Origin of the sequence: Arachidicoccus ginsenosidivorans (genome assembly GCF_007971385.1) — a bacterium.
In the GTDB taxonomy this organism is placed as follows: Bacteria; Bacteroidota; Bacteroidia; order Chitinophagales; family Chitinophagaceae; genus Arachidicoccus; species Arachidicoccus ginsenosidivorans.
In genome coordinates this window covers 1060641-1083933 of sequence record NZ_CP042434.1, presented here as the reverse complement: position 1 = coordinate 1083933, position 23293 = coordinate 1060641, and the positions used below count along the sequence as shown (strand labels likewise).

General features: G+C 42.3%; 25 protein-coding genes and 1 pseudogene. 15 read left to right on the top strand and 11 right to left on the bottom strand.

What is annotated here, in order from left to right; translation table 11 throughout:
• Positions 1 to 57 precede the first annotated feature (57 nt).
• The 4 genes from FSB73_RS04300 to FSB73_RS04285 all read right to left on the bottom strand — a co-directional run bounded on the left by FSB73_RS04300 (position 58) and on the right by FSB73_RS04285 (position 7147).
• A complete protein-coding gene (locus FSB73_RS04300) occupies positions 58 to 1590 on the bottom strand; it encodes an efflux transporter outer membrane subunit (protein WP_158639409.1) in 1533 nt (510 codons plus the stop codon).
• Between the two features lie 60 nt (positions 1591 to 1650).
• Positions 1651 to 4905 (bottom strand): efflux RND transporter permease subunit, encoded by a 3255-nt coding sequence (locus FSB73_RS04295; protein WP_146780271.1) that lies wholly within the window; start codon positions 4903 to 4905, stop codon positions 1651 to 1653.
• A gap of 387 nt (positions 4906 to 5292) precedes the next feature.
• A complete protein-coding gene (locus tag FSB73_RS04290; protein ID WP_146780270.1) occupies positions 5293 to 6480 on the bottom strand; it encodes an efflux RND transporter periplasmic adaptor subunit in 1188 nt (395 codons plus the stop codon).
• 70 nt (positions 6481 to 6550) lie between these two features.
• The gene (locus FSB73_RS04285) at positions 6551 to 7147 is read right to left on the bottom strand and encodes a TetR/AcrR family transcriptional regulator (protein ID WP_146780269.1); all 597 of its coding nucleotides are present in this window, start codon (positions 7145 to 7147) and stop codon (positions 6551 to 6553) included.
• A 169-nt stretch (positions 7148 to 7316) separates the two neighbouring features.
• Between FSB73_RS04285 and FSB73_RS04280 the strand changes: the two genes are divergently transcribed.
• The 6 genes from FSB73_RS04280 (at position 7317) to FSB73_RS24100 (ending at position 10317) form a co-directional block, all read left to right on the top strand.
• The gene (locus tag FSB73_RS04280; protein ID WP_146780268.1) at positions 7317 to 7970 is read left to right on the top strand and encodes an AAA family ATPase; all 654 of its coding nucleotides are present in this window, start codon (positions 7317 to 7319) and stop codon (positions 7968 to 7970) included.
• A 2-nt stretch (positions 7971 to 7972) separates the two neighbouring features.
• The gene (locus tag FSB73_RS04275) at positions 7973 to 8536 is read left to right on the top strand and encodes an AAA family ATPase (RefSeq protein WP_146780267.1); all 564 of its coding nucleotides are present in this window, start codon (positions 7973 to 7975) and stop codon (positions 8534 to 8536) included.
• Positions 8537 to 8612: 76 nt separating this feature from the next.
• The gene (locus FSB73_RS04270; RefSeq protein WP_262712492.1) at positions 8613 to 9431 is read left to right on the top strand and encodes a bifunctional 5,10-methylenetetrahydrofolate dehydrogenase/5,10-methenyltetrahydrofolate cyclohydrolase; all 819 of its coding nucleotides are present in this window, start codon (positions 8613 to 8615) and stop codon (positions 9429 to 9431) included.
• The gene (locus tag FSB73_RS26280) at positions 9401 to 9508 is read left to right on the top strand and encodes a hypothetical protein (protein WP_262712607.1); all 108 of its coding nucleotides are present in this window, start codon (positions 9401 to 9403) and stop codon (positions 9506 to 9508) included. Before FSB73_RS04270 ends, FSB73_RS26280 begins: the two co-directional genes overlap by 31 nt.
• Positions 9509 to 9604: 96 nt before the next feature.
• Positions 9605 to 9931 carry a 7-carboxy-7-deazaguanine synthase QueE gene (locus FSB73_RS24105; RefSeq protein ID WP_225974474.1) on the top strand — a complete coding sequence of 109 codons (327 nt, stop codon included), beginning with the start codon at positions 9605 to 9607 and terminating at the stop codon, positions 9929 to 9931.
• On the top strand, positions 9928 to 10317 hold the full coding sequence (locus tag FSB73_RS24100) for a 7-carboxy-7-deazaguanine synthase QueE (RefSeq protein WP_225974473.1): 390 nt from the start codon (positions 9928 to 9930) through the stop codon (positions 10315 to 10317). Before FSB73_RS24105 ends, FSB73_RS24100 begins: the two co-directional genes overlap by 4 nt.
• Before the next feature lie 199 nt (positions 10318 to 10516).
• On the opposite strand, the gene FSB73_RS24095 is transcribed toward FSB73_RS24100, so the two are convergent.
• Genes FSB73_RS24095 through FSB73_RS26270 form a run of 3 tightly spaced genes read right to left on the bottom strand, consistent with a single transcriptional unit; the run spans position 10517 to position 12695 of the window.
• The gene (locus FSB73_RS24095) at positions 10517 to 11119 is read right to left on the bottom strand and encodes a prolyl oligopeptidase family serine peptidase (protein ID WP_225974472.1); all 603 of its coding nucleotides are present in this window, start codon (positions 11117 to 11119) and stop codon (positions 10517 to 10519) included.
• Positions 11014 to 11745: a DPP IV N-terminal domain-containing protein gene (locus FSB73_RS26275; RefSeq protein WP_262712491.1), complete on the bottom strand. Its 732-nt coding sequence runs from the start codon at positions 11743 to 11745 to the stop codon at positions 11014 to 11016. Before FSB73_RS26275 ends, FSB73_RS24095 begins: the two co-directional genes overlap by 106 nt.
• A complete protein-coding gene (locus tag FSB73_RS26270; RefSeq protein WP_262712490.1) occupies positions 11646 to 12695 on the bottom strand; it encodes a DPP IV N-terminal domain-containing protein in 1050 nt (349 codons plus the stop codon). The genes FSB73_RS26275 and FSB73_RS26270 overlap by 100 nt, the downstream gene beginning before the upstream one ends.
• 316 nt (positions 12696 to 13011) lie before the next feature.
• Here FSB73_RS26270 and FSB73_RS27915 point away from each other — a divergent pair, with 316 nt between their 5' ends.
• From FSB73_RS27915 to FSB73_RS04250, 3 genes are all read left to right on the top strand, one after another.
• The gene (locus FSB73_RS27915) at positions 13012 to 13278 is read left to right on the top strand and encodes a redoxin domain-containing protein (RefSeq protein WP_262712489.1); all 267 of its coding nucleotides are present in this window, start codon (positions 13012 to 13014) and stop codon (positions 13276 to 13278) included.
• A gap of 47 nt (positions 13279 to 13325) precedes the next feature.
• Entirely contained in the window at positions 13326 to 13472 is a 147-nt protein-coding gene (locus tag FSB73_RS27910) for a thioredoxin domain-containing protein (RefSeq protein WP_225974471.1), read from the top strand.
• A gap of 180 nt (positions 13473 to 13652) precedes the next feature.
• Positions 13653 to 14252: a carboxymuconolactone decarboxylase family protein gene (locus tag FSB73_RS04250; protein WP_146780266.1), complete on the top strand. Its 600-nt coding sequence runs from the start codon at positions 13653 to 13655 to the stop codon at positions 14250 to 14252.
• 146 nt (positions 14253 to 14398) lie between these two features.
• Here the strand turns inward: FSB73_RS04250 and FSB73_RS04245 are convergent, their stop codons facing one another.
• The gene (locus FSB73_RS04245) at positions 14399 to 14989 is read right to left on the bottom strand and encodes an enoyl-CoA hydratase/isomerase family protein (RefSeq protein ID WP_262712488.1); all 591 of its coding nucleotides are present in this window, start codon (positions 14987 to 14989) and stop codon (positions 14399 to 14401) included.
• 491 nt (positions 14990 to 15480) lie between these two features.
• On the opposite strand from FSB73_RS04245, the pseudogene ggt reads away from it, so the two are divergent.
• Positions 15481 to 17138: pseudogene (gene ggt, locus FSB73_RS04240) on the top strand (gamma-glutamyltransferase).
• Between the two features lie 183 nt (positions 17139 to 17321).
• Positions 17322 to 17702: a helix-turn-helix domain-containing protein gene (locus FSB73_RS04235; protein WP_146780265.1), complete on the top strand. Its 381-nt coding sequence runs from the start codon at positions 17322 to 17324 to the stop codon at positions 17700 to 17702.
• A gap of 148 nt (positions 17703 to 17850) precedes the next feature.
• Here FSB73_RS04235 and FSB73_RS04230 read toward each other — a convergent pair whose 3' ends face one another.
• Positions 17851 to 18084, bottom strand: coding sequence for a hypothetical protein (locus FSB73_RS04230; RefSeq protein WP_158639408.1), 234 nt, complete (start codon positions 18082 to 18084; stop codon positions 17851 to 17853).
• Between the two features lie 144 nt (positions 18085 to 18228).
• Here FSB73_RS04230 and FSB73_RS24080 point away from each other — a divergent pair, with 144 nt between their 5' ends.
• Together FSB73_RS24080 and FSB73_RS04225 are read left to right on the top strand one after the other, a co-directional pair.
• Complete coding sequence (locus FSB73_RS24080) at positions 18229 to 18504, top strand: hypothetical protein (protein ID WP_225974470.1); 276 nt, start codon at positions 18229 to 18231, stop codon at positions 18502 to 18504.
• On the top strand, positions 18492 to 19217 hold the full coding sequence (locus tag FSB73_RS04225) for a hypothetical protein (RefSeq protein WP_225974469.1): 726 nt from the start codon (positions 18492 to 18494) through the stop codon (positions 19215 to 19217). Before FSB73_RS24080 ends, FSB73_RS04225 begins: the two co-directional genes overlap by 13 nt.
• A 209-nt stretch (positions 19218 to 19426) precedes the next feature.
• Here the strand turns inward: FSB73_RS04225 and FSB73_RS04220 are convergent, their stop codons facing one another.
• Together FSB73_RS04220 and FSB73_RS04215 are read right to left on the bottom strand one after the other, a co-directional pair.
• Positions 19427 to 20281, bottom strand: a complete 855-nt coding sequence (locus FSB73_RS04220) for a glycosyltransferase (protein ID WP_146780263.1) — start codon at positions 20279 to 20281, stop codon at positions 19427 to 19429.
• Between the two features lie 83 nt (positions 20282 to 20364).
• Positions 20365 to 21435, bottom strand: a complete 1071-nt coding sequence (locus tag FSB73_RS04215) for a UDP-N-acetylglucosamine 2-epimerase (protein WP_146780262.1) — start codon at positions 21433 to 21435, stop codon at positions 20365 to 20367.
• Positions 21436 to 21921: 486 nt separating this feature from the next.
• On the opposite strand from FSB73_RS04215, the gene cysC reads away from it, so the two are divergent.
• Entirely contained in the window at positions 21922 to 22461 is a 540-nt protein-coding gene (gene cysC / locus FSB73_RS04210; RefSeq protein ID WP_146780261.1) for an adenylyl-sulfate kinase, read from the top strand.
• Positions 22451 to 23290 (top strand): sulfotransferase, encoded by an 840-nt coding sequence (locus tag FSB73_RS04205; protein WP_146780260.1) that lies wholly within the window; start codon positions 22451 to 22453, stop codon positions 23288 to 23290. Before cysC ends, FSB73_RS04205 begins: the two co-directional genes overlap by 11 nt.
• Positions 23291 to 23293: the final 3 nt, after the last annotated feature.

The window sequence follows — 23293 nt, the reverse complement described above, 5'->3', positions numbered from 1 at the left end:
AGCCGGATGATAGAAGCATAATTATAATTGTAATTATAATTATGCTGACAGAACATATTACTGTCCTCTACCACCTCCCAGACTTCTATAAATATCTACTGCAGCAATCAACTCCCGGCCATGAATAGAAGCCAGGTTGAGCTGCGCCTGTAAGGCATTGTTTTGAGCACTGATGACCTCCAGATAATTGGCCAGGCCGCTTTTATACAACAAGGAAGCGTTCTCAGCACCTTGTTGTAACGTGTCTACCTGACGGCTGGCCATTACCGCCTGAATATTTAATTTCTGGTAATGTGTCAACGCATCGCTTACTTCACCTACAGCATTTAATACAGAAGTTCTGAAGGCCAGTACAGCGTCCACTTTTTCCAGCTCCGCCACTTTATAATCCCTTCTTAAGGCTCCTTGTTGGAATACCGGTTGTAATACACTTCCGGCAACCATCCCAAATAAAGAAGCCGGCAGGTTAAACCAGTTGCTGGCCTTTAAGGATTCTACACCGCCCGCTGCGGTGATCCTGAGCGTAGGATAAAGACTAGCCTTTGCTACGCCAATTTTACTGATAGCCATTTTAAGGGCCGTTTCTGCACTTCTGACGTCAGGCCGGTTATTTAACAGATCCGCCGGAGCGCCGGTTCTGATTTCACTGGGTAAGGCTACCTGATCCAGTGCACCGTGATCGCCGATGGTGCCGGGCATTTGCCCCGTTAAGGCCAGTAGCGCATTTTGCTGAGCCGAGATCTGGTCTTCCAGATCTGGTAGTAAAAGCGCTACTGTTTCGCGTTGCGCCGCTGTTTGCTGCACGGAGAGCTGGTTGGTCTTGCCCGCTGTTTTAAGTAGCCGGGTAAGCTCCAGGGTGCTGTCGGCCAGTATAAGACTGGAAGTGGCAACCTGGTATTGCTTTTCCAGGATGAGCAGGTTGTAATAACCGGTGGCAATTTCAGCGATCAGCCTAGTGCGGACAGCTTTAGCCGCCTCAGCGGTTCTAAGGTAGTCCTGCAGCGCATATTTTTGCTGGTTTCTAATTTTACCCCAAATATCCGCTTCCCAGGATAGTTGTCCTTGCAGGGTATAATCCTGATAGTGATGTACAGAGCCGGCTCCTGCCATACTTTGTCCGGTCAGTCCATTATCAGAAAAACGGGTTGAATTGGCATCTGCTGAAATGCCGAGTGTAGGAAGCTGTAGTAGCTTCGCCTGCCTTAAATTAACCCTTGCTATATCCAATCGATTAATGGCTCTTTGCAAGTCATAGTTATAACGCAGTCCCTGACGAATCAGCGTTTTTAGGCTAGTATCCTGAAAAAAGCTGTCCCAGGTAGTACTTCCCAGATTTGCGCTGTCATAACCTTTTAGACTATCAGAGAGTTCAATTGCTGAGCCATGTATCTGAACCGCTAATGCAGATTTATACTGAGCTGGTATCACCTGTGGCCTTTGTGTTATACTGCTTTCAACCGAGGCTGGTGTTTTACAGCCTGCCCAAAAAGCAATTACAACCAGTAGCAAAAGCAGTCGGATGATCGTGCCCAGTGAATGAGCAGCCGTCTTTTGCCACTGCCCAAGGTGATAATTTCTATATATGTCCATGGAATAAATCATTTAAATTTTAAAGTGTTTACCAGTATATCTTAAACCCAGATGTTTCGCTTACTTGTTTTTTCCATCATGATCGGGGTTTTGCTCCTCAGCATTAGCAGCAGCTGCCGCCAACTGTCTTTTCCTTGTCGCAGGACCGGTAACTTTTTCCTGCAGATATTGGAAAATAACATAGAGTACAGGAATAATAAAGATGCCGAGTAACACGCCTGACAGCATACCACCTACGGCGCCTGTGCCGATTGAACGATTACCCAGCGCAGAGGCGCCCGTTGCCCGCATCAGCGGTAACAAGCCTGCGATAAAGGCAAAGGAAGTCATAAGGATCGGACGAAGCCGCAATTTGGCAGCTTCCAGGGCAGATTGTACCAGCGGCATACCTGCCTTTCTTCTTTGAACTGCATATTCCACAATCAAAATGGCATTTTTCGCCAGCAGCCCGATCAGCATAATCAGACAGACCTGTACGTAGATATTATTATCTATGCCAAACAGATTAATAAAGCCCATGACACCAAATACACCAAGCGGTATGGTCAGAATAATGGCCAGTGGCAGGATATAACTCTCGTATTGCGCCGAGAGCAGGAAGTAGACAAAGACCAGGCTCATAATAAAGATCAAAATAATCTGTGACCCAGAATTTATCTCCTCTCTGGTCATCCCCGTCCATTCATAATGGAAATTATTCGGCAGGAACTTGGCCGCCGTTTCTTTAATTGCCTCAATGGCATCCCCTGTGCTATAACCTGGTGTAGGCACTCCGTTAATCGTCACCGCATTAAAAAGGTTGTTACGCGTAACTGTTTCCGGACCATAAGTCCTTTTAAAATGTACCAAAAGGTTAGCAGGGACCATTTTACCTTCCTTACTTTTTACATAAATGCCGTTGAGCGAAGACTCATCCATCCGGTAGGGGATATCTGCCTGGGCGATGACCCGGTAGTATTTACCAAACCGGTTAAAATCATCCACAAAGCTGCTACCATAGTAGACCTGTAATGTCCTAAGTAAGTCCCCTACGGAAACACCTAACTGCAACGCTTTATCATCATCAATCTGTAACTCATATTGTGGGTTACCGGCTGCATAAGTGGTAAATGCATAGGCGATTTCTTTTCGCTGCATGAGCTCGCCTATGAATGCATGTGCCACTGTGTCCAGATTGCCCAGGCTGCCGTAACCTCTGTCCTGCAGCATAAATTCAAAACCGCTGACATTCCCGAATCCCTGGATAGTAGGAAAGGTGAAGAAAAAGGCGCTGGCGCCTTTGACCTCAGTGGCCACCTTTTGCGTCATCATGGCAGCGATCTGATCATAGCTTTTGATCGGACCACGATCTTCAGGCTTTTTCATCCGGATAAAACCGGCGCCATAGGGTGCCGCATTGGCATTAGAGATAAAGTTCAGCCCTTCCACCGTGTAGTGATTGGCCGTAAAAGGCTGTTTCATGACAATACTGTCAATTTGCTCCATGGCCTTATGGGTTGTCGCAAGCGAGCTACCCGGAGGTGTATTAACGGCGTAGAGTAAGAACCCCTGATCTTCTGTTGGAATAAATCCACTGGGGGTACGCTGAGCCATCCACCAGGTGGCACCAGTAATGGCGACTAAAAACCCAATGGCCAGCCATTTTCTTTTGATGAGCAGTCTGATGGCTGAAAGATACCTTTCAGTGAGCGCCGTAAATCCTGCATTAAAGGCATCAAAAAAGCGCTTACCTAAGCCTCGTTTTTGCTGCTTTTGCCCCGGATGGCTACCACCCGGTAGTGCACCCTCACCGCTAAGCTCACCTTCTGGGTGTTTATCCGCATGCCCTTTTAAAATCAGGGCACTCAGTGCCGGGCTCAGTGTTAAGGCGTTCAGCGCAGAAATCAAAATGGCTATAGCCAGTGTAAAGGCAAACTGCCGGTAGAAAACACCCGCCGGACCTTCCATAAAACCAACTGGTATAAATACGGCCGCCATTACCAGGGTAATAGAGATAATGGCCCCTGAGATTTCCCGCATGGATTGAATGGTGGCGTTTCTGGCCGTAAGACTGGTGGTCTCCATTTTAGCATGGACGGCTTCCACTACCACAATGGCATCATCCACCACAATCCCAATGGCCAGTACCAAAGCAAAGAGCGTTAACAGATTGATGCTGAACCCAAATAATTTCATGAAGAAAAAGGTGCCGATAATCGCTACTGGTACAGCGATGGCCGGGATCAGTGTGGAACGCAAATCCTGAAGAAATAGGAATACCACAATAAATACCAGGATAAAAGCTTCTATCAGGGTTTCTACCACCAGATGGATAGAACTATCTAAAAACTCTTTAGAGTTATACATGGTCGTAATAGAAAGCCCTTCTGGCAGATCCTTAGAAAACTGCTTGGTCTGACGCTCTATTTCGGTAAGGATATCGTTGGCATTGGAGCCGGCAGTCTGATAAATAGCAATACCGGAAGTTGGTTTACCATTTAAAGCACTATTAGAAGAATAGGTAAATGAACCCAGTTCCACTCTGGCGACATCTTTTAACCGGATCAGTGCACCGTCAGCGCCGGTTTTGACTACGATATTTTCATAGTCAGCCACTTTGCTAAGCTTGCCACGGTATTTTAAAACATATTCAAATACCTCACCTGAACTCTGGCCCAGCCTGCCGGGAGCAGCTTCCTGACTCTGATTCTGGATGGCTGTTGTGACATCCTGAGGAGAGAGCCCGTAGGCATTCAGCCGGTCGGGCTTCAGCCAGATTCGCATGGAGTAATCCCTGCTACCAAAAGGCTGCGCCTGGGCAACACCTGGGATACGCTGCAACTGCGGAATCAGATTGATCTTAATGTAATTTTGCAAAAAAGCCTCATCATAGCTGCTGTCCTTACTGGAAAGCGCTAAAAACATGATAATACTGTTTTGCTGTTTTTGGGTGGAAATGCCCGCTTGTATAACTTCCTGAGGGACCTGGCTGGTCGCCTTAGATACCCTGTTTTGGACGTTCACGGCGGCAATGTCCGGATCTGTGCCCTGTTTGAAATATACATTCAGGGTCATAGTACCGTCATTGGAAGAGTTGGAGGTCATATATGTCATATTCTCTACGCCATTGACGGCCTCTTCGATAGGTGTAGCAACAGAACGCGCGACGACTTCCGCATTGGCCCCTGGATAGGAGGCCGTTACCTGAACGGTAGGCGGCGCAATATCCGGGAACTGCGTGATGGGAAGTGTGAATAGGGCGATCAGGCCCACTAGAACCAGTAATATGGATATAACTGTCGATAAAACCGGTCTTTCAATAAATTTTTTAAACATGGTTTAATGCGGAGTTGTGACCGCCTGATTTGAAGTTTTTTTTTCAATTATGCGCTTTGCTGAGCAGAACTCACATTTCAATTAAGCGCTATTAAAACCAATTAAACAACCGGTACATATTGACTTGGCAATAGTTTCCCAGTCCACTAAAAAACGTTGATTTTTAGTAGGGAATAATAAAGCCGGTCTGTTTTTCTCTGCTTGCTTTTAATTGAAATGTAGGAGAATAGTATTGCTTAAATCACCGGTTAAATACCCAATCGTAGTGACCGGTGATTTAAGAAATATTAGCCGATCCTTTCATTATTTTAAAACTTCAATAATTGTCAGACGTCTTTTTTGTTTTTAGAAATGAGCACGATGAATTGCGTTTACATATTTACGCACTTAATATGGATTGGCTTTTGTCAGGCTGTCCATGGATACAGCTTCTGGTGCGATCTGCATACCATTTTTCAGTCTGTCAAGGCCCTGTAAAACGATCTTGTCGCCTGGCTTAAGTCCTTCACTTAATACGTAATAATTACCTTTTTTAACCGCGATCTGAACAGGGACACTCTTCACCTTATTGCTATCCGTTAGTAAAAAGGCAAAGGTCTTATCCTGAATTTCAAAGGTGGCACCCTGAGGGATCAAAATGCCATGCACTGCCTGCCCGAATAAGCGGATCTTTCCAGTATTGCCAGAGCGCAGCAGTCCATGTTCATTAGGGAAGGAAGCTCTGAAGCTGATAGCACCGGCATCCTTATTAAAGGAACCTTCCACCAGTTCAACCTTACCCTTTTGCCCATAGATTGTTCCATCGGCTAGTATCAGTTCCACAGGTGGTACTTTGGCTAGTTTTTCTTCCAATGAGGCGCCTGTATAAGAAGCCTTAAAATCCATAAAGTCCTTTTCACTCATGGAGAAGTAGACGTGCATCTGCTTTGTTTCAGATAGAACAGTGAGCGCCTGATCATCATTGTCTCCCACCAGGCTCCCCATTTTATAGGGAATGGAACTGATATAACCAGCAACCGGTGCAGTGATCCTGGTATAATTCAGGTTGATATTGGCGCTGGCCTCAGCAGCTTTGGCGCCTGCTACGGCTGCCTTAGCCTGTTCATAGCTGGCCCGGGCTGTTTGCAGTTCCACATCGGATACCACTTTTCTTTGAACAAGAGGTTCCAGCCTGTCGGCATTGATACGGGCAACTTTTAAAGACGCTTCAGCTGAAGCCAGACTGGCGGAAGCCTGTTGATAGGCCTGTTTGTAGGGACTAGGATCAATCTGGAATAAAAGTTGGCCTTTTTCCACATATGCCCCTTCGTCCACATAAATATGGCTTAAAATGCCTTTGACCTGTGGCCGGATTTCTATGTCTTTCGACCCTTCAACATTTGCGGTATAATCCCGGTAAGTTGTAACAGGTTCCTGACTTACCTGAATTACTGGCAGGGTTGGGGCCGGAGGGGTAGCAACTGCTGCCTGCGTAGGTTCTGTGCATCTGGATAGTAAGGTGGCTGCCAGTAATGAAAGGCCAGCGATTACAACGAGATGCCATTTTTTGTTGGATAAATTTGATTTTTTGGTCATGATTTTCAAGATTATAACAGTGTTATTAAAAGTAACGGTGTTAGTTGAATGATAAAAAAAATTAATCGATTTATAGATTTTTGATATATGCCTCCAGGGATTCTGTCAGGACCTGTTTGTTTAAGGTGTCATCGATATCAGAGACGCGCATTTGCATAATGGAGATTAGTCCATGAATAATCGACCATAATGCATAAGATTTAAAGCAAAGCTGACTGGTGTCAGAACCTCGCTGGCGCATAATCTCCTCGATGACTTCCAGAACATAATCACGGAAAATATTGACCTGAGAATTCATTTTGCCGGCACCACAGCAAGGCATCCCAAGCCCATACATCAGTTGATAATATTCCTTATTCCTGAATGCGAAATTCCAGTAACTGTCCACATGCGCTCTTAACAAGGCTTCCGGGTTTTCGGCGTTTTTCCGGTTTTTATCCAGATCTTGTTTGAGCAGATCAAATCCATGAAGAGACAGTTCATATAAAATCGCTTCCTTGTTTGCAAAATGATCATAGATAACAGGCACGCTGTATTCTATACCATCCGCAATTTTGCGGATGGAAAGCGCCTGCCAGCCCTCTTCCTTGACAATTTGCCAAGCCATTTCCAGGATCTGAGCGCGGACGTTTTCTTTTTGACGTGCTTTTCTTTCTGTTATTCCCATGATCTTTTAAGTTAACACCGTTAGCAAAATTAATACTGTTTTAATTACTGGCAAATTTTTTTTGCAGACTTCCAGCTTAAAAATAGGAAATTAATTGATTTTAAGGCGGATAGATACATAAAAATAAAAAAAATAATATAGCTTTGCAAGCAATATTCGATGAATTGCCATGTTGATACAAATTAAAGTGGCCGGTTTTCGGTCCATTGGAAAAGAAGTGATATTGAGCTTTATGCCTGTCACCACTGACAAACAATATCAAGAAAATATTTTTAGGATAGGAAGCTACACTGCCCTGAATACATTAGCCATTTATGGCAAAAATGGCAGTGGTAAATCCAGTCTGTTTAATGCCATAAGTTGTATGCAGAAGATGGTCTTGTCTTCAGATGGTTACAAAACGAGACAGTGTTTGCCTTTTGCCCCCTTTTTTTGGAGTGATCCTGATTTAGCTCTCACGGAATTTGAAATCATTTTTATTGGTGGAAATCAAGTTAAGTATAGATATGGTTTCTGTTACAATGCAGTAGCAGTGCAGCGTGAATGGCTATATCGTCAGGAGGTAAACCAGCTAGATGAAATTAATCTATTTGAGAGAGAATGTGATATTATAGATGCCAATCATAATAGCTTTAAGGATCAGGAAAAGCAGATAAACAAAGCTATTGTGGCGACAGGAAGCAATAATTTGTTTTTAACTACTTGTACCAATATGAAAATTGAAGAGGCTGTAGTAGTACTTGATTGGTTTGGAAAACAATGCAAAGTTGTTGGAGAAGGTGAACTGAGTACCGATGTGATAAAAAGTCTTATGCATTTATAAACATGTATAAGACTTTAGCTATAAAGCTTTTCGATGCTTTTAATCTGGATATGACGCCGTTGTCATTTAGTGAGGAGGCGCAAAATAGTGGCATTGGCTATGGATCTTCTGGTACTCGTCAAATAATTCAAATGCTGGAACCTTTGATTAACGCTCTTATGGAGGGCGGTTTACTAGCTATAGATGATATAGATAGAGGGCTACACCCTGCCTTGAAATTAAAACTTATAGAAATATTTTTAGATCCTGCCACAAACCCCAACCGGTCGCAACTTTTTTTTAGCACAAACGATACTTGTCTTATGACGCATACCAAAACCAGGGAAGATCAGATTTACTTTGCAGAAAAAAATAAAGAGGCTACCGAGTTATTCTGTTTATCAGATTTTGTTTATTTTGAGGATTGGCAGGCTCAAAATAATCCAGATTCTTCCTTTTTGGAAAGTAAACGGGTTGAAAATCATAGCCCAGCTGTTAGAGGGGAAAGGTATCTTACCGGGCGATATGGTGCGGTGCCTAAGATAGGGGACCTGAAACAAATATTACAGAATTATTTATTTAGTTAAATTTAGACGATATTCTGATAATATATAATATGATTCCAATTCAAGGAAATTCAATCTTTAAAATTATCTTTGCACCATGCAATTATTAGATGGAAAGGTCGCCTCAAAGGCGGTCAAAGAACAACTGAAAGCAAAAGTTGATAAAATTATCGCATCAGGTGCCCGTGCACCACACCTGGCAGTTATCCTGGTAGGCAATAACGGCGCGTCTGAAACTTACGTGGCCAGCAAAGTAAAAACCTGTGCAGAAATCGGTTATCAGTCTACTGAAATCAGACGGGAAGTGGATATCACTGAGGCAGATCTGCTCTCAGAGATCCAAAAACTCAATGAGGACCCGTCAGTAGATGGTATCCTGGTACAGTTACCGCTGCCAAAACATATTGATGAACAAAAAGTGATCGCAGCCATAGATCCCACAAAAGACGTGGACGGGTTTCATCCGGTCAGTGCCGGTAATCTGACATTGGGCATGCCCACTTTTATCCCGGCTACGCCCTATGGCATTATGTTGATGCTGGAGCATTATCATATTTCCACCAAAGGCAAACATGCGGTGGTGATTGGTAGAAGCAATATCGTGGGTAGACCCATGAGTATCCTGCTGAGTACCAATAATCCCTATGGCAATTGCACCGTTACGCTTTGTCATTCTCATACACCTAATCTTGAAGAGCTCTGCCTGCAGGCAGATATTATTGTTGCAGCCCTGGGGCGTCCTGGCTTTGTTAAACCAGAAATGGTCAATGAAGGCGCGATTATAATCGACGTGGGTATTACCAGAGTAGAAGATGCTACAGCCAAAAGAGGCTACCGCATTAAAGGGACGTTGATTTTGAGGCTGTTGCCTCTAAAGCATCTTATATTACCCCAGTACCAGGTGGCGTGGGTCTGATGACGATTGCAGGATTATTGCAAAATACCCTGGTCGCCTATGAAAGCGTACTGCAGCCGCCGCTAAACAATAAATAACCGTAAAATCCAAGATAATCCAGGATAGTCCAAGATAATCCAAGATAAGCTAAGCGCATAACGGTTTTAAAGGGAATATAGGAGATAATTGAAACAATGGATGTACAAGATAAGATGACTGAAATCGCCTTGCAAGCTCAAAGGTCTGAGCTAGGCATTAACGAGGGGACATCCCTGCCGATAATGGAGGCTTTTTATACCCTTCAGGGAGAAGGTGCTTATCAAGGGCAGGCGGCTTATTTTATTCGTCTAGGTGGTTGTGACGTAGGCTGCGTTTGGTGTGATGTAAAAGATAGCTGGGATGCGCTGGCGCATCCCGTAAAATCCATAGACCAGATTCTTGAGGAAGCCCTTGCAGAAATAAAGACATTTACTGGACTGGCCAGTGGTAAATCGGCCGCTGAAAAAATATTATTGCAGTGATTACCGGCGGGGAACCGCTGATGTATGAGCTGGGCCCATTATCCAAGGCTTTACATGAAGCTGGATTTAGGGTGCATGTAGAAACCTCCGGTGCTTACCCTCTTTCCGGGGACATTGACTGGGTCTGTGTTTCTCCTAAGAAATTCAAGGCGCCTTTACCGGATGTTTTGGCAAAAGCAAATGAACTCAAGATAGTGGTATTCAATAAATCTGATTTTAGGTGGGCAGAAGAGCATGCGGCTCAGGTTAGCGCAGACTGCCGGTTATTTTTACAACCCGAATGGTCAAAGGAAAAACAAATGTTGCCTCTGATGATTGAGTATGTCAAATCCAATCCCCAATGGAATCTTTGCGTCCAGGTTCATAAATACATAAATGTACCATAGATTTACTAAAGGGATGAACTAAAGGCTTTTTGAAGTAAAGCAATTTTAGAAATAGTGTGTGATTATAAAAAATCGGTTTGTGTTTAATTAGATTTAAACACAAACCGATTTTTTATTTAATTACCGTAGGCTTTCCCTGATAATAAACCTTCTCCGATTTTTAGAAAAGGGCAATGTTACTGCACGCAAAAGTAAAACCCTATTTTGCGCCAGCAGGACAGTGCTGCTGCAGGTAATGCGTATATAAATGCGCTAAAAACTTAGACGTGCCTTCGCCTTCGGAGAGTGCATGTGTTCTATTGGGGAACTCCATAAAGCTGAAAATCTTATCGTGTTTAATCAGTTCGTTTATCAGCATTTCTGCGTTCTGATAATGCACATTATCGTCTCCTGACCCGTGAATTACCAGCAGGTTGCCCTCCAGACCACCTGCATGGCTCAAAGGGGAGGCGGTTTTGTAGGTATTGTCCGGATCGGTGGGCAGCCCCATATAACGTTCTTGATAGACATTGTCATAAGTCAAAAAGTTGGCTACGGCAGCTACAGCGATTCCTGTTTTATATACATCCGGATGCTGGAACATCAGATTCAGCGTTGTAGAACCACCTCCGCTCCAGCCCCATACAGCGACCCGGTTTTTATCAACAAAAGGCCAGGCGACCACTTTTTTAGCGGCTTCATACTGATCATGAATATTTAAAATACCGACTTTTTTATAAATACTATGCCTCCAGGCAGTGCCTTTTGGTGCCGGTGTGCCTCTACTGTCGATGCTGACATAGATATAGCCGTCTTTTTGCATATCCCCTGATAAAGAAAATTACGACCATTGCCCCAGCTGTCCTTGACCGTGCAGCTGGCTGGTTCGGTATAGACATAAAATACAAGGGGATATTTTTTTGTAGAATCAAAATGCTCAGGCAGCGTAACGGATGCGTCCATAACAATTCCTTCATCTGTTTTGATCTGGATATATTTGACCTGTGGAAAGCCGGGAGGCAGCGTTCTTGCAACCGGTTTTGTGCCGATAATCTTATTGGAAGGAAGCGCTACCCAATCGCGGATAGGGAAGGTATTCGCATTGGAAAAAGTGTGTTCCGCATATTTCCCGTTTGGAGAAATATTGTAGGAATGTGTGCCTTGCTCATCTGTGGGAGATACTCTTTCCGCCTTGCCTGAACCATCCAGTTTGGTTCTATAAAGATAATTTTGAGTGGCATTATCCGGGGAAGCCATAAAATAAACGTAGCCTTCTTTTTCGTTGACGGCGAGCAGATCCAGTATATCGTAGTCTCCTTTGGTAATCAACTTTTCATGGCCCTGCATATCTACACGGTAGATATGGCGCCAGCCATCTTTTTCCGTAACCCATAAAAAGGCCTTGCCCTGTTCAATAAAATCCCAGCCAATCGGATTATCCCATGCCACCGGGATTTAATATCAACCCAGGTATCGCTTTTTTCTTTATAAAAAGGATGGGCCACCCCATTTGAGCTGTTTGCCAGATACAGTGTACTGACTTGCTGCTTACGGTCTAGTTGCTGAACGACTACTTCATCCCCTGTCGTCCATTCCATACGGGGCAGGTAATGTTCTCTCGGATCTCCTGGTATCTGCATCCAGGTGATCTTATCATTATCAATATTAACTACGCCAATCTTTACAGCAGAAGGTTCTTCTCCCACTACCGGATATTCTACCGGGATGGTAAAAGGATAGATAGAATCTGTATTATTGATCATCAGAAAATTCTTGATCTTTCTGGCATCTACATGCCAGAAAGCGATTTTCTTACTGTCATTTGACCATCTGAATCCGTCTCTGGCACCAAATTCTTCCTCATATACCCAGTCAAAGGTGCCATTGATAATCCTATCAGTACCATCCTTAGTCAACTGTTTTATCTGATGAGACGTTAAATCTTCCACGTACATATTATGCTGGCTGCTGTAAGCTACTTTTTTGCCATCTGGTGAAAATTTAGCGAACATCAAAGAACTTTCTGGCAAGCCTTTACCAAGCCTAGTAAGGGCTTTAGAGGCCACGTCATAGACCCAGTAATCGCCACGGGTATGGTATCGCCATACTTTTTTAGAGTTGGTATAGATCAGAATTTTGCTGCCATCCTCGCTAATGGTAAAGTCCTCCGGTTTGACTTGCTGCTTGATACTTTGGGTTGTTAGATCCACTTTAGAGAGTACTGTGGTGGAGGTCTGATCCGGCATATGCACCCGGACAATCTCTCCATTACTTATGGTGTAATACTGATCGCCATCCCTGGACCATTTATATTTGGTTACATAAGGTTGCGCAGCTAGCTGTGTTGTCATCCAAACACAGGCAAAAAATAGGGTTAGTAAACATTTAACTTGCTTCATGCATCTAAAATTTTGGCTTTAAAAGTACGGAAGTTTATACAGAAAATTGCTGTAAGGTAAGCCAGGAGGGGAGCTGGTAGAAAATCGGATTTATCTTATAGATATTATCTATATCAGGATAGCTAATAACAATTTTTACCTATAATGTTTTGTCCTAATTTTGCAGCGTAATAATTAATTATCAACCATATAAATAAAAAGGATTAAAAATGAGCAACAGAATTTTATCCATCGGAAGTCAGTTTCCTACATTTACCAAGAAGGCAGCCGTTTCAACTGAAAAGGCAAAGAGTTTATTGATTTAAGCAATGAGGATTTGAAAGGTAAGTGGACTGTACTGTTCTGGTGGCCAAAAGACTTCACATTTGTATGCCCAACTGAAATAGCTGAGTTTAATAGAAATTATGAAGAATTTACAGACCGTGATACTACTTTAATCGGTGCATCCACAGATTCTGAATTTGTACATGTCGCCTGGAGAAAAGATCATAAAGATTTAAAAGACCTTAAATTCCCAATGCTGGCCGATACTTCTAAATCCCTGGCAGAAGAGCTGGGTATTCTGGAAGCAGAAGAAAAGTAGCCTACCGTGCCACTTTTATCATTGACCAGGAAGGGGTTATTCGTTGGGTGAGCGTAAATGATCTCAATGTAGGTCGTAATGTACAAGAAGTACTCCGTGTACTGGACGGGTTGCAAACAGATGAACTTTGCCCTTGTAACTGGAATAAAGGTGAAGAAACCTTAACCGCTCAGTTAAATGCAGAATTAAACTAATTTCCTGCAGCAAGTGAAAAATAGTGACAACTAAGAAAAAAAGAAGGGTGGGCGGGCAAAACTTGCCTGCCCTTTTTTAAAAAAAGGTTGGTTTAAATGAGGAGTATCTTTATTTTAGGATAACAAGAACGATCCTTTCTTTTATCAACCAACATCCTCCAATTAAATTATTTAAATATTATGTCAATTACAGCAATAGAAAACGAAACGTATACGAATTTGTTGAATTTCTTACAGGTAGAAGACTATACGCCCTCTGCAGAAGCAGAGACTTTATTACAGACCAATGCACGCTATATCAAGGATTTGAAAATTAATGTAACAAATTCATTGAAAAATGCCCAGAATCTGTCACAAAAAGAAGCTTATCTAATCGCTTATAGTGTGGCCGTTAATGAAAAATTTGTCCCCCTGAAAAGCGCATTCAGCGCAGCGGCTGTTGAGGCAGGCGCCACAAAAGAAGAATTGGCTGAAGTGGTCTCCCTGACTTCTCTTATGAATGTCAATAATATATTCTACCGTTTCCGACACTTCGCCGGTAAAGAATTTTACAATACACAGCCCGCTGGTATTAAAATGTCTATAATGATGAATCCAGTGATCGGCAAAGAAGCTTTTGAACTGATCAGCCTGGTCATTTCAGCTGTCAATGGTTGTGAACTCTGTGTCAATTCTCATGAGTCCAAACTCGTTAACGAAGGCACTCCAGAAATCAAGATTTTAGAAGCCGTAAAATTAGGCGCTGTCATCAAGAGTCTGATTACAGTTTTGGCTGACTAAGGCAATTGCCTGAAGTAGCCGGTTATACATTTTTCTACAACCACATGAAAAAAGGCCCCGTCTCCAATTAATTTTTGGAACGGGGCCTTTTCTTTAAAATTTTAATAAATTCCCATTTTAGAAAATTACACTTTTATTGAACTGGGCTAAAAACTGTTGTGCCTGTTGTTGCAGGAGCAATTCTCCGGTCTTGGCAGCACGCTCCTGTAATAAATTATCCCAATCTGGGGTGTCTTCCCAGAGCATCTTTTTAAGATTGGTGTTGGCCGCCTGAGAATTTTAGAAAGCGATGTGGTCAGCCTTTCAATAGATTCTTCCAGAGAGGCCTTATTGGGATGTAATTCAGCATATAATCCTTTTCTGCGTGCCCAGTCACTGTTGCGCCACAGATGGGCATCGATCGCTAGTTGACTAAATGAGGATAAGCCCATCTTACGAACCATGGCTGGCGCAATAACATAAGGACCAATGCCAATGGAAAGTTCACTAAGCCTTACATCAGCACCTTCAAGGGCGATGGCGTAATCCGCAGCAGCTACCAGTCCCAGTCCGCCGCCGACAACCTTGCCATGTACCCGGGCCACAATAAGTTTGGCACATTTACGCATGGATTTTATGACTTCTGCAAAGCCCATAAAAAATGTCTGAGCTGCTTTTTGATCCTTGATTTCCAATAACTCATTAAAGTAAGCGCCTGAGCAAAATACATCGTGTTGCACAGAACGCAGTAAAATCACTCTAACATTGTCATCATGGGAGCCATGGTCTATTTCTTCCTTGAGCTTTTTAACAGTTTTGAAGGGAGTGCATTGCCCTTAGGGTGATAAAATAAAATGGTAGATATATGGTTATGTACCTCTGATTTTACAAATCCTTCTTTTGCTTCTTTTTCATCGACTATCATAGATTCTAATTTTTGCTGTATAGATAAACGCTTTCTAATTCATGAGGAAAGTTAAAGTATTCCGGTGTAATTATCTTGAAAAATATTCAAATATTTCAGTGATTTGATTCAATTGGCTAGATTTAGAAAGGCGGCTAAAAATAACGGAATTTTTGAGGGACGGACTGCAAATGATTGGTTAATTTTACTTGAGCAAGCTGTGAAAACCAGGTCTGGATGCAGTAGGCCCCTATCGTTTGATCCTTCAAAATATTACAATGTTAAAATTAAATCAACATTTTTCCTTTATTTTCACTGATTAATCTTTTCTGTTTAAGCATTGGCTTGCTGTCTGCACAACCCAGGCCCGTTAAAAATGGCCATTATAAAAACGGAGTTGTCGTCTGCGCATCGGCCTACGGTGCACGCATTGGTGCGGATATTTTGCGCCAGGGTGGCAATGCCTATGACGCCGCAATTGCTACACAGCTGGCACTCGCCGTTGTTTACCCACAAGCAGGCAATATCGGAGGAGGAGGTTTTATGGTTGCAAGGACAGCTGATGGCAAGCTCCAGGCCTTGGACTTTAGGGAGAGAGCGCCCTTTTTAGCAACAAAAATATGTATTTAGATAGCAATGGGCAGGCAGATCTGCATAAATCTCAGGATGGCCATCTCTCAGTAGGTGTCCCTGGGGCGGTTGCGGGCATTTTTAGTATGTATAAAAATGCCAGGTTGCCTTTTAAAAAGTTGATTGATCCGGCCATTGAACTTGCGGAAAAAGGATTTAAGATTACTGAAAGTGAGGCCAGGTTACTTAACAGGTTTAAAAAAGACTTCCAGAGATATAATGATGCGCCAGTGGCATTTGTCAAAGCTACCCCATGGCAATCAGGAGATCTGCTGGTACAACCAGAACTTGCCGCCACTTTAAACCTTATTCGGGATAAAGGCGCCGCAGGGTTTTATACAGGAAGAACGGCTAAATTAATCGTCGCCGAAATGCAAAGAGGTGGTGGGATTATCAGGCAGCAGGATCTTAACCGTTATCAGGCCATCCCAAGAACACCAGTACAGTTTGCTTATCACGGATACCAGGTTGTCAGTTTTCCGCCTCCCAGCAGCGGCGGCTTATTACTTGCCCAGATGATGGGCATGATTCAACCCTTTAATATTGATACCATGGGCTTTTTATCCGCCAAGGCCGTGCATATCATGACAGAAGCAGAACGGCGCGCCTTTGCGGACAGGGCAGAATATATGGGGGATCCGGATTATTTTCAGGTACCCGACAGTCTTTTGCTAAATAAGACATATCTAAAGAGTAGGATGGCAGGTTTTGATCCCACAAAAGCCACACCTTCAACCATTGTAAAAGCAGGCCAGCTTTATGAACACAAAGAAACCACACATATCTGCGTAGCGGATAAAGAGGGAAATCTTGTGTCCATTACCACGACCTTAAACGGGAATTTTGGCAGTAGGGTAGTGGTAAAAGGTGCCGGTTTTCTGCTCAATGATGAAATGGATGACTTCAGCGCCAAGCCCGGCGTGCCGAATATGTTTGGCGCCGTAGGCGGCATCGCCAATGCTATTGAGCCTGGCAAAAGGATGCTGAGTTCCATGTGTCCAACGCTTGTTTTAAAAAATAATGCACCCTATATGGTGGTAGGCACGCCAGGTGGAACAACGATCCCAACTTCTGTTTTCCAGACCATCGTAGATATTATCGATTATGGGAAAACACCCAAAGAAGCGACAGCAGCGCCTAAGTTTCATCATCAGTGGCTGCCTGATACCACCATGATGGAAGACGGTTTTGCCCCAGGGGTAACAGATAGCCTAAAACAGATGGGCTATGCCATCAAAACAGTAAACGGTATTGGCAGGACAGAAATTATATTATTTGACCAGCAAAAAATGAGTAAAACGGGTGTTAAAGAAAGAGCTGGTATGCAGGCAGCAGCGGACACCAGGGGAGATGACAGTGTTGATGGATATTAAATTGTGCTACCTGGTTAGAATACAAAAACGCCTGGATGCTATAATAGGTTTACCACGCATGGCTAAATGGGCGCAAATTATAATTTTTGCGGTGAAGCACTGAATCTGACAATTTTAGAAAAGGATTTTTAAAGAAATTGCCGATCTTTGTAATATTAATTGCAAACATTTGAATGGCCATATATGAAAACAATACAACATCAAGGTAGCATCATAAAGAGGTTAAGAGAAAATTTTGGCTATAGCCAAGAGGCAATAGCCGCTTTTCTCGGGGTTAAAAAGGAATTGGTCAATTGTTATGAAGCGGCCTCAGAAGTGCTGGCAGAAAAATCTATTGAAGAGCCGCTGGAAATCTCCCTCGATATTTTGGAAAAATTGGCTGATTTGTTTGGCGTTGATGTAGCCATCTTCTACACTGATAACATTGACACTGCATTAAGTGAGTCAGTCTGTCCGGTTAGTGATATTCCCCATAAAGTGGTTGACCTTAAAGCCATTGCAGCATTTAATCGAATTATAAAAAATTATCAAAGGATCGTTCTGTTAGAAAAGAACAACGCTTAAAAATAATAGGGGATTTTGGAAGCATAATTTAAAGGGGAAGACTTGAATAGACTGTTGCTCCATGAACGCATTTGTGTGAAGGAAATAAAGAAGTGTCAACTATTTGAATTGCCTTAATTGATTATCGAAAAAAATGAGTCTTTGTCTGCTATGTACGTTGGCGGTGCATCTGTTTTCTCCTTTTTATTTTATTGCAGATGAGTTGATAAGTCCCCATAAGAATCAGGATACAGCCTACCGTAATATTCACATATTCTGGTCGCTTACCTAGCCAGAGCCCAAAAGCAATACTTACCAACCCCAGAATTATCTGAATAAGTGCCATACGGTCACTGTAAAGAAGTCTGATTAGTTTGACCCCAAATTTGGTAATTTTCTTCATTTTTTTTCTTTTACTAAAACTGGCAAATGTTTCTTCCATGTAATTACGTTTGGGATCAGCCTTACCCCTAGCCAAAAAGCAAAAAAGCAGTTAAAATATTATCCAGGAGCCGCTAAAGCGACTAAAAATTTAAATTGTACTTTTATGGCAACAAAGGCAGCCGTTTCACAGCTGCATTTTTGTAAAGTAAGTATGAGAATAGAACCCCAAAAAGCAGCCCCGCCGTCCAGGAAAAAGCCGATTTATCCGGTCAGTGAAAGGCTGCGCACCTATCTGAAAACCTATGGTAGAGAGCTAATATTACCCGTTCAGTACCAAGACCTGATTCATTTTACCTATGCCCGGCCTCTGGTTAATGACCAGGGAGAGGAAACGGCCTGGGAACAGGTGAGTTATGATATGCGGGAATGGGATTTTTAAAAGACGGCTTATTAAAGTGTTATGCCATCCTCAAAACGGAGGGGGATTATAGCTTTGCGGCCAATCTGAGCGTTGAGAGAATCGATTTTTGCAGTTTTGGCAATAGCCAACCCTTCAGAATACGTATTGTCAATGTAAATAATGGCAATTACGACCATTTTTATATCAAAAAAGCTGATGCCAATCGTATTTATGGATTAGAATGGGAGCATTTACTGGCTACCTCCAGGGTTACTTTTTTTACTTATGGGCAAACTTTAATTGAAGAGCATATTGCTGGTATTCCAGGTGATATTTTTATCAGGGATTACCTAAATAGCCCTGAAACCAATAAAGTCAGGTTGTTGAAAACCTTTGTCAAGTTCAATGAATCCTGCTTTATTCGTCTTTTGGGAGATATGCGGTCTTATAATTTTGTGGTGGATATTACGCCAGACATCGAAGGGACCCAATATAATATCCGTGCCATTGATTTTGATCAACAGTGCTATGAAGGCAGAATGCGGCTTTATATGCCGCAGTTTGCCAAGGAAAACTATCCGATTGTAAAAGAAGTGGTCAAACATTTAGATAGTGAATCTATCAAACAATACCAGGCAGAAGAACGCTCCCGTACCGCTTATAGAATTGCCACGGAGCGCTATAGAGTCAGGGAACTTATGGACACGATGCTGCCAGAGGAACTATCTACCCCTGAAAAATTGAGCAGCTAAAATTTGAACTGGGCAATCATTATCATAATTTTCGCTACATCAAGGCTAAAACGATGGGTAAGATACTTAAAATCCATCTAAAACAACTACTTATGCCATCCATGCGCTCTGTTTTGAAAATGGCCAAAGGCAGAAAACGCAAATTGTAGCTTATACCTAGTTCCTGTCACCATGTTGTTTACCCATACCCTAAGGGCAAGGGAAAACAGTTAACCTTTATCAATTTCCGTATAAGGCACAGGAAGGGTTCGGCCCTTGTATATGCCATATTGGGTCCACGGCTGTCTGGCGGAACGTAGCGGCTTTATAGCCGCAGGCTGTAAGGCTACAGCTACTGCGTTTTGTGCATCTTTTGTGTTTTTATTTAGATGCAGGCAAATAGCATTGAAGCCAACACGAATCCCCTTAATATCATTGTTGCGGAGCCGTTGGTAGAGATCCCTGGCCGCCAGATCTGCGTCATCGATTTGTTCGTCAAAGCCGTTGATGTCCATCAAGTCTTTTTTCCAGCAGGAAACGTTATGAGGATTCCAGAGCGCTTTGCCCGGAATCAAGGCGTTCAAAATATTGGATTTTAACTTGTTTTTGGAGAGCTGCTGGTTTTTAAGGGAAAAACGGAGACCATGGCTTTTTAGCCAGCGGGTTTCAAAACAAGTCTGCGCCTCAATATGCTGTTGCTCCACTTCCTGATGGATTTGAGGTGCTAGTTTAAAGGCGCCACCCGATAGAAAAAAGGTCTCTTCCTTTCGCTCTTGATGGATCTGCAGAAAATCTTGACGGGGAATACAATTTGCCTCGGTGAAAATAAGATAGTCGGCCTGACTTGCCTGAATGGCCATATTGAGTAACGCAGATTTATTTTTTACTGGAGGTTGCTCTATGTATTTAATAGCGCGAAAGCGCTGCTTAAAAGATGCTATCAGTTCCAGCGTAGATTTACTGGGCTGAATACCAGCAATTAAAATTTCAAAATCTTTGAACCGTTGCATAGCAAAACCGGTTAAAGCCTTATTTAAACAGTTGGAGTCATGGTTGCTGCTGCTAATTATAACGGACAGTTCCATACCTGGCGGATTTTAAAGTGTGTGAAAAAATGGTGCGCCCGACCTTTTTGTAATCTAAGCAACCGCCTAAGCGGTTGTTTGTATTACTGCTTTGGCCTATAGGCGGGTTTTCGATAGGTTTTTAATGGATAATATTGTAAAAGTTTGCGGATCTTATATTTTCGGATAATATTCAGTGATTTATTTTTAAGGTGGGACTTGTCCTTATGCAGGGACATTATACAGGCGTCAATTACTCTTTCACTACTTTTGCCATCCCGGTATGGATGGTTAAAATCAGCCGCTTGGCGGATGGCATTTAATTGTTCGGCTGGACGCAAAATCGCCTGGTCAATCGCTGCTTCCAGTTCCCTTGCTTCGGTTACGTCAATGACACAAGGGTTAGGCTTACGGTGTCTGAAAGTCACGATGGGCTTATCCGCCAACATAAACTCCTGGATGGCAGAGGTGGTGTCAGAGAGCATAATATCTGCCCTTTTAAATAAAGGTACCAGATCTGTTGTATCATAAAAGGTAAAATGTGGCCCGTTTAAGGCTTTCCATTTTTGGATGATCTCTTCGTCAAGTTTAGGATGTAGTACCGTAATAAATTGATATTTACCGGTAGTGGCCAGCCTTTTGACCTCCTCAAGCACGTCCTCTCTTAAGGCCAGGCTGAGCCGGTGGCTAAAGGTGGAGGTAATCAGAATAACCGGAAGTGAACAGCTTTTTTCTTCTCCCTTTTCAAATAAAGGATCCATTTTGGACCAACCAGTTTCTACCACTTCAAAATGAGGATCCTCCTTTTGTTTTTCCAGGAACTTGCCTGTGGTTGAAGGTCCCTGCGTACAATACAGGTCATAGAATCCCCTGATATTAAAATGATCATCATCTCCTCTTTTGTCGGGATTAAACCCGTGGAAAACCTGCACTTTTAATCCAGATAGAAAATCCGGTACATAATCCGTGACGGAAAGGATAATATCTGGATCATAGTCCATTACTTCCTGAATGGTAGCGAGCAGCTTGCTGTCTTTTGGTATATGGGCTTTTGTTTCAGGGATATAGGTAAACCAGCACACTTGATACCCTCTGGAGAGGATCTCAAGTTCCAGCGGTCGGCCAATAGGGATGGCGTAACTGTAAGACGTATAAATTAAAAATTTATAATCCATCCGAGCGCTTTCTATGATAATTAGTGGCCTGGACTATTCCCGGACACTTTAATGCAAGAATCCGCAAATGCTGTGCTTGCATCCTGGCTTTTTTTGAGCAGGACGGTAAAATTACGATTTTTTTGGATATCAAAAATAAATATTGATTTTCAGCTTGGCTGACAATTTAATATGGATTATTTTCAACATTCAGTTAGAATACTTGGTACCAATTATCGGCTGGGGCGAAGAGAATTGTTGGCGGGAGACGTAACTGCAGGAGACTCAACAGATCATATGCCCATTTGATGAATTACTTAAACACCTGTCTGTCTTTTTTACTTTTTTATTGGATTAGGTGTCCAAGTTTTTCTCGAAGCTGAAATTAAAACAGCCAGACATAGGAGAAATGTCGGTAAAAGTCGATTTTTTAAATTTTTAGAAATATAATTTGCTATAATTGCCAAAAAATATATATATTATTTTTGAACAAATGAATGAGACAAAATGATTATCCAGTTATGCGGACTATCTGGTGCAGGTAAAACAACGCTTGCACTGGCAGTCAAGGCGTTGGCAGAAAAAAAGAGCTTGCGCGTTGACGTAATCGATGGAGACCAGTATAGAAAAACTTTGTGTAAAGACCTGGGTTTTTCCAGAGAAGATCGAACAGAGAATCTAAAACGACTAACCAAAGTTGCCTTTGAACTTGCCCAAAAAGGCAGGATTGCTATTATCAGCGCCATTCATCCGTACAGAGATGTACGCATGGATTTAAAACAAAAGTATCCGGACCAGATTAAAACCGTATTTGTGGATTGTCCATTGGAATCCCTTATTGAAAGAGATACTAAAGGGTTGTATAAAAGAGCTTTATTGCCAGATAATGATCCTGATAAATTAAGAAATCTGACCGGAATGGGAGATTCATTTGAGCAACCTTTAAGGCCAGATTTACATTTAAGAACTGATATTCATACTGTAGAACAGTCGGCTGAGATGTTATTCAACTATATTTTGGACCAAACAATATTGAATGGGAAATAAGGAAAAACGTCAGATTGTTATAATAGGCATGCACAGGTCTGGTACTTCTTTATTAGCTCAATGGTTGTACAAATGTGGGCTCCATTTAGGAGATGATTTATTGGGCGCTAGCATAGGTAATAAGGAGGGGCATTATGAGGATATGGACTTTTTAAAGTTTCATGAAGGTCTTTTTATTAAAAGAAAACTTCATTTTTCGGGTTTGATTGACAGATTACCTTCTAACCTTACTTCAGATGAGATGCTGGAATTCAGAGGGCTGGTTGAACGGAAAAATGAGAAATATGATCTTTGGGGCTGGAAGGAGCCAAGAACCTGCCTTTTTATAAATGATTATAGAGAAGTATTACCAAATGCAAACTATTTGATCGTTATTCGAGACTATAGGACAGTTGTTAGCTCGTTAATAACGAGAATTTATAAAAGAACAGAACGGAAATATGCCGCTAAAACAGGGTTGAGTAGATTCATTTGGGACAAATTTAAACAAAAGAGAAGAATGGGATATTTGCAGCGTAAGTGGGCTACTCGATTTTTAAAAACATGGCTTTTATATAATCAAGAAATCAAAAAGCTAATAGAAAGTTTGCCTGAGCAAAAATATATAGTAGTGGATCAGAATATCCTGTTACAGGCAAGTAGCCATATTTTTGATCTAATGCAAAATAATTGGAAATTAGAAGATTTGAAATTCATTCCCTATGCTCAACTCTTTAAACCGAACCTACAAAGTTCAATACTTGAACTCGATTCTTTTATAAAGAATAAGGAATTAATTGAAAAGGCAAATGTCTTACAAAAATGGCTTCAAGATTATGTAAAAAATTAGTAC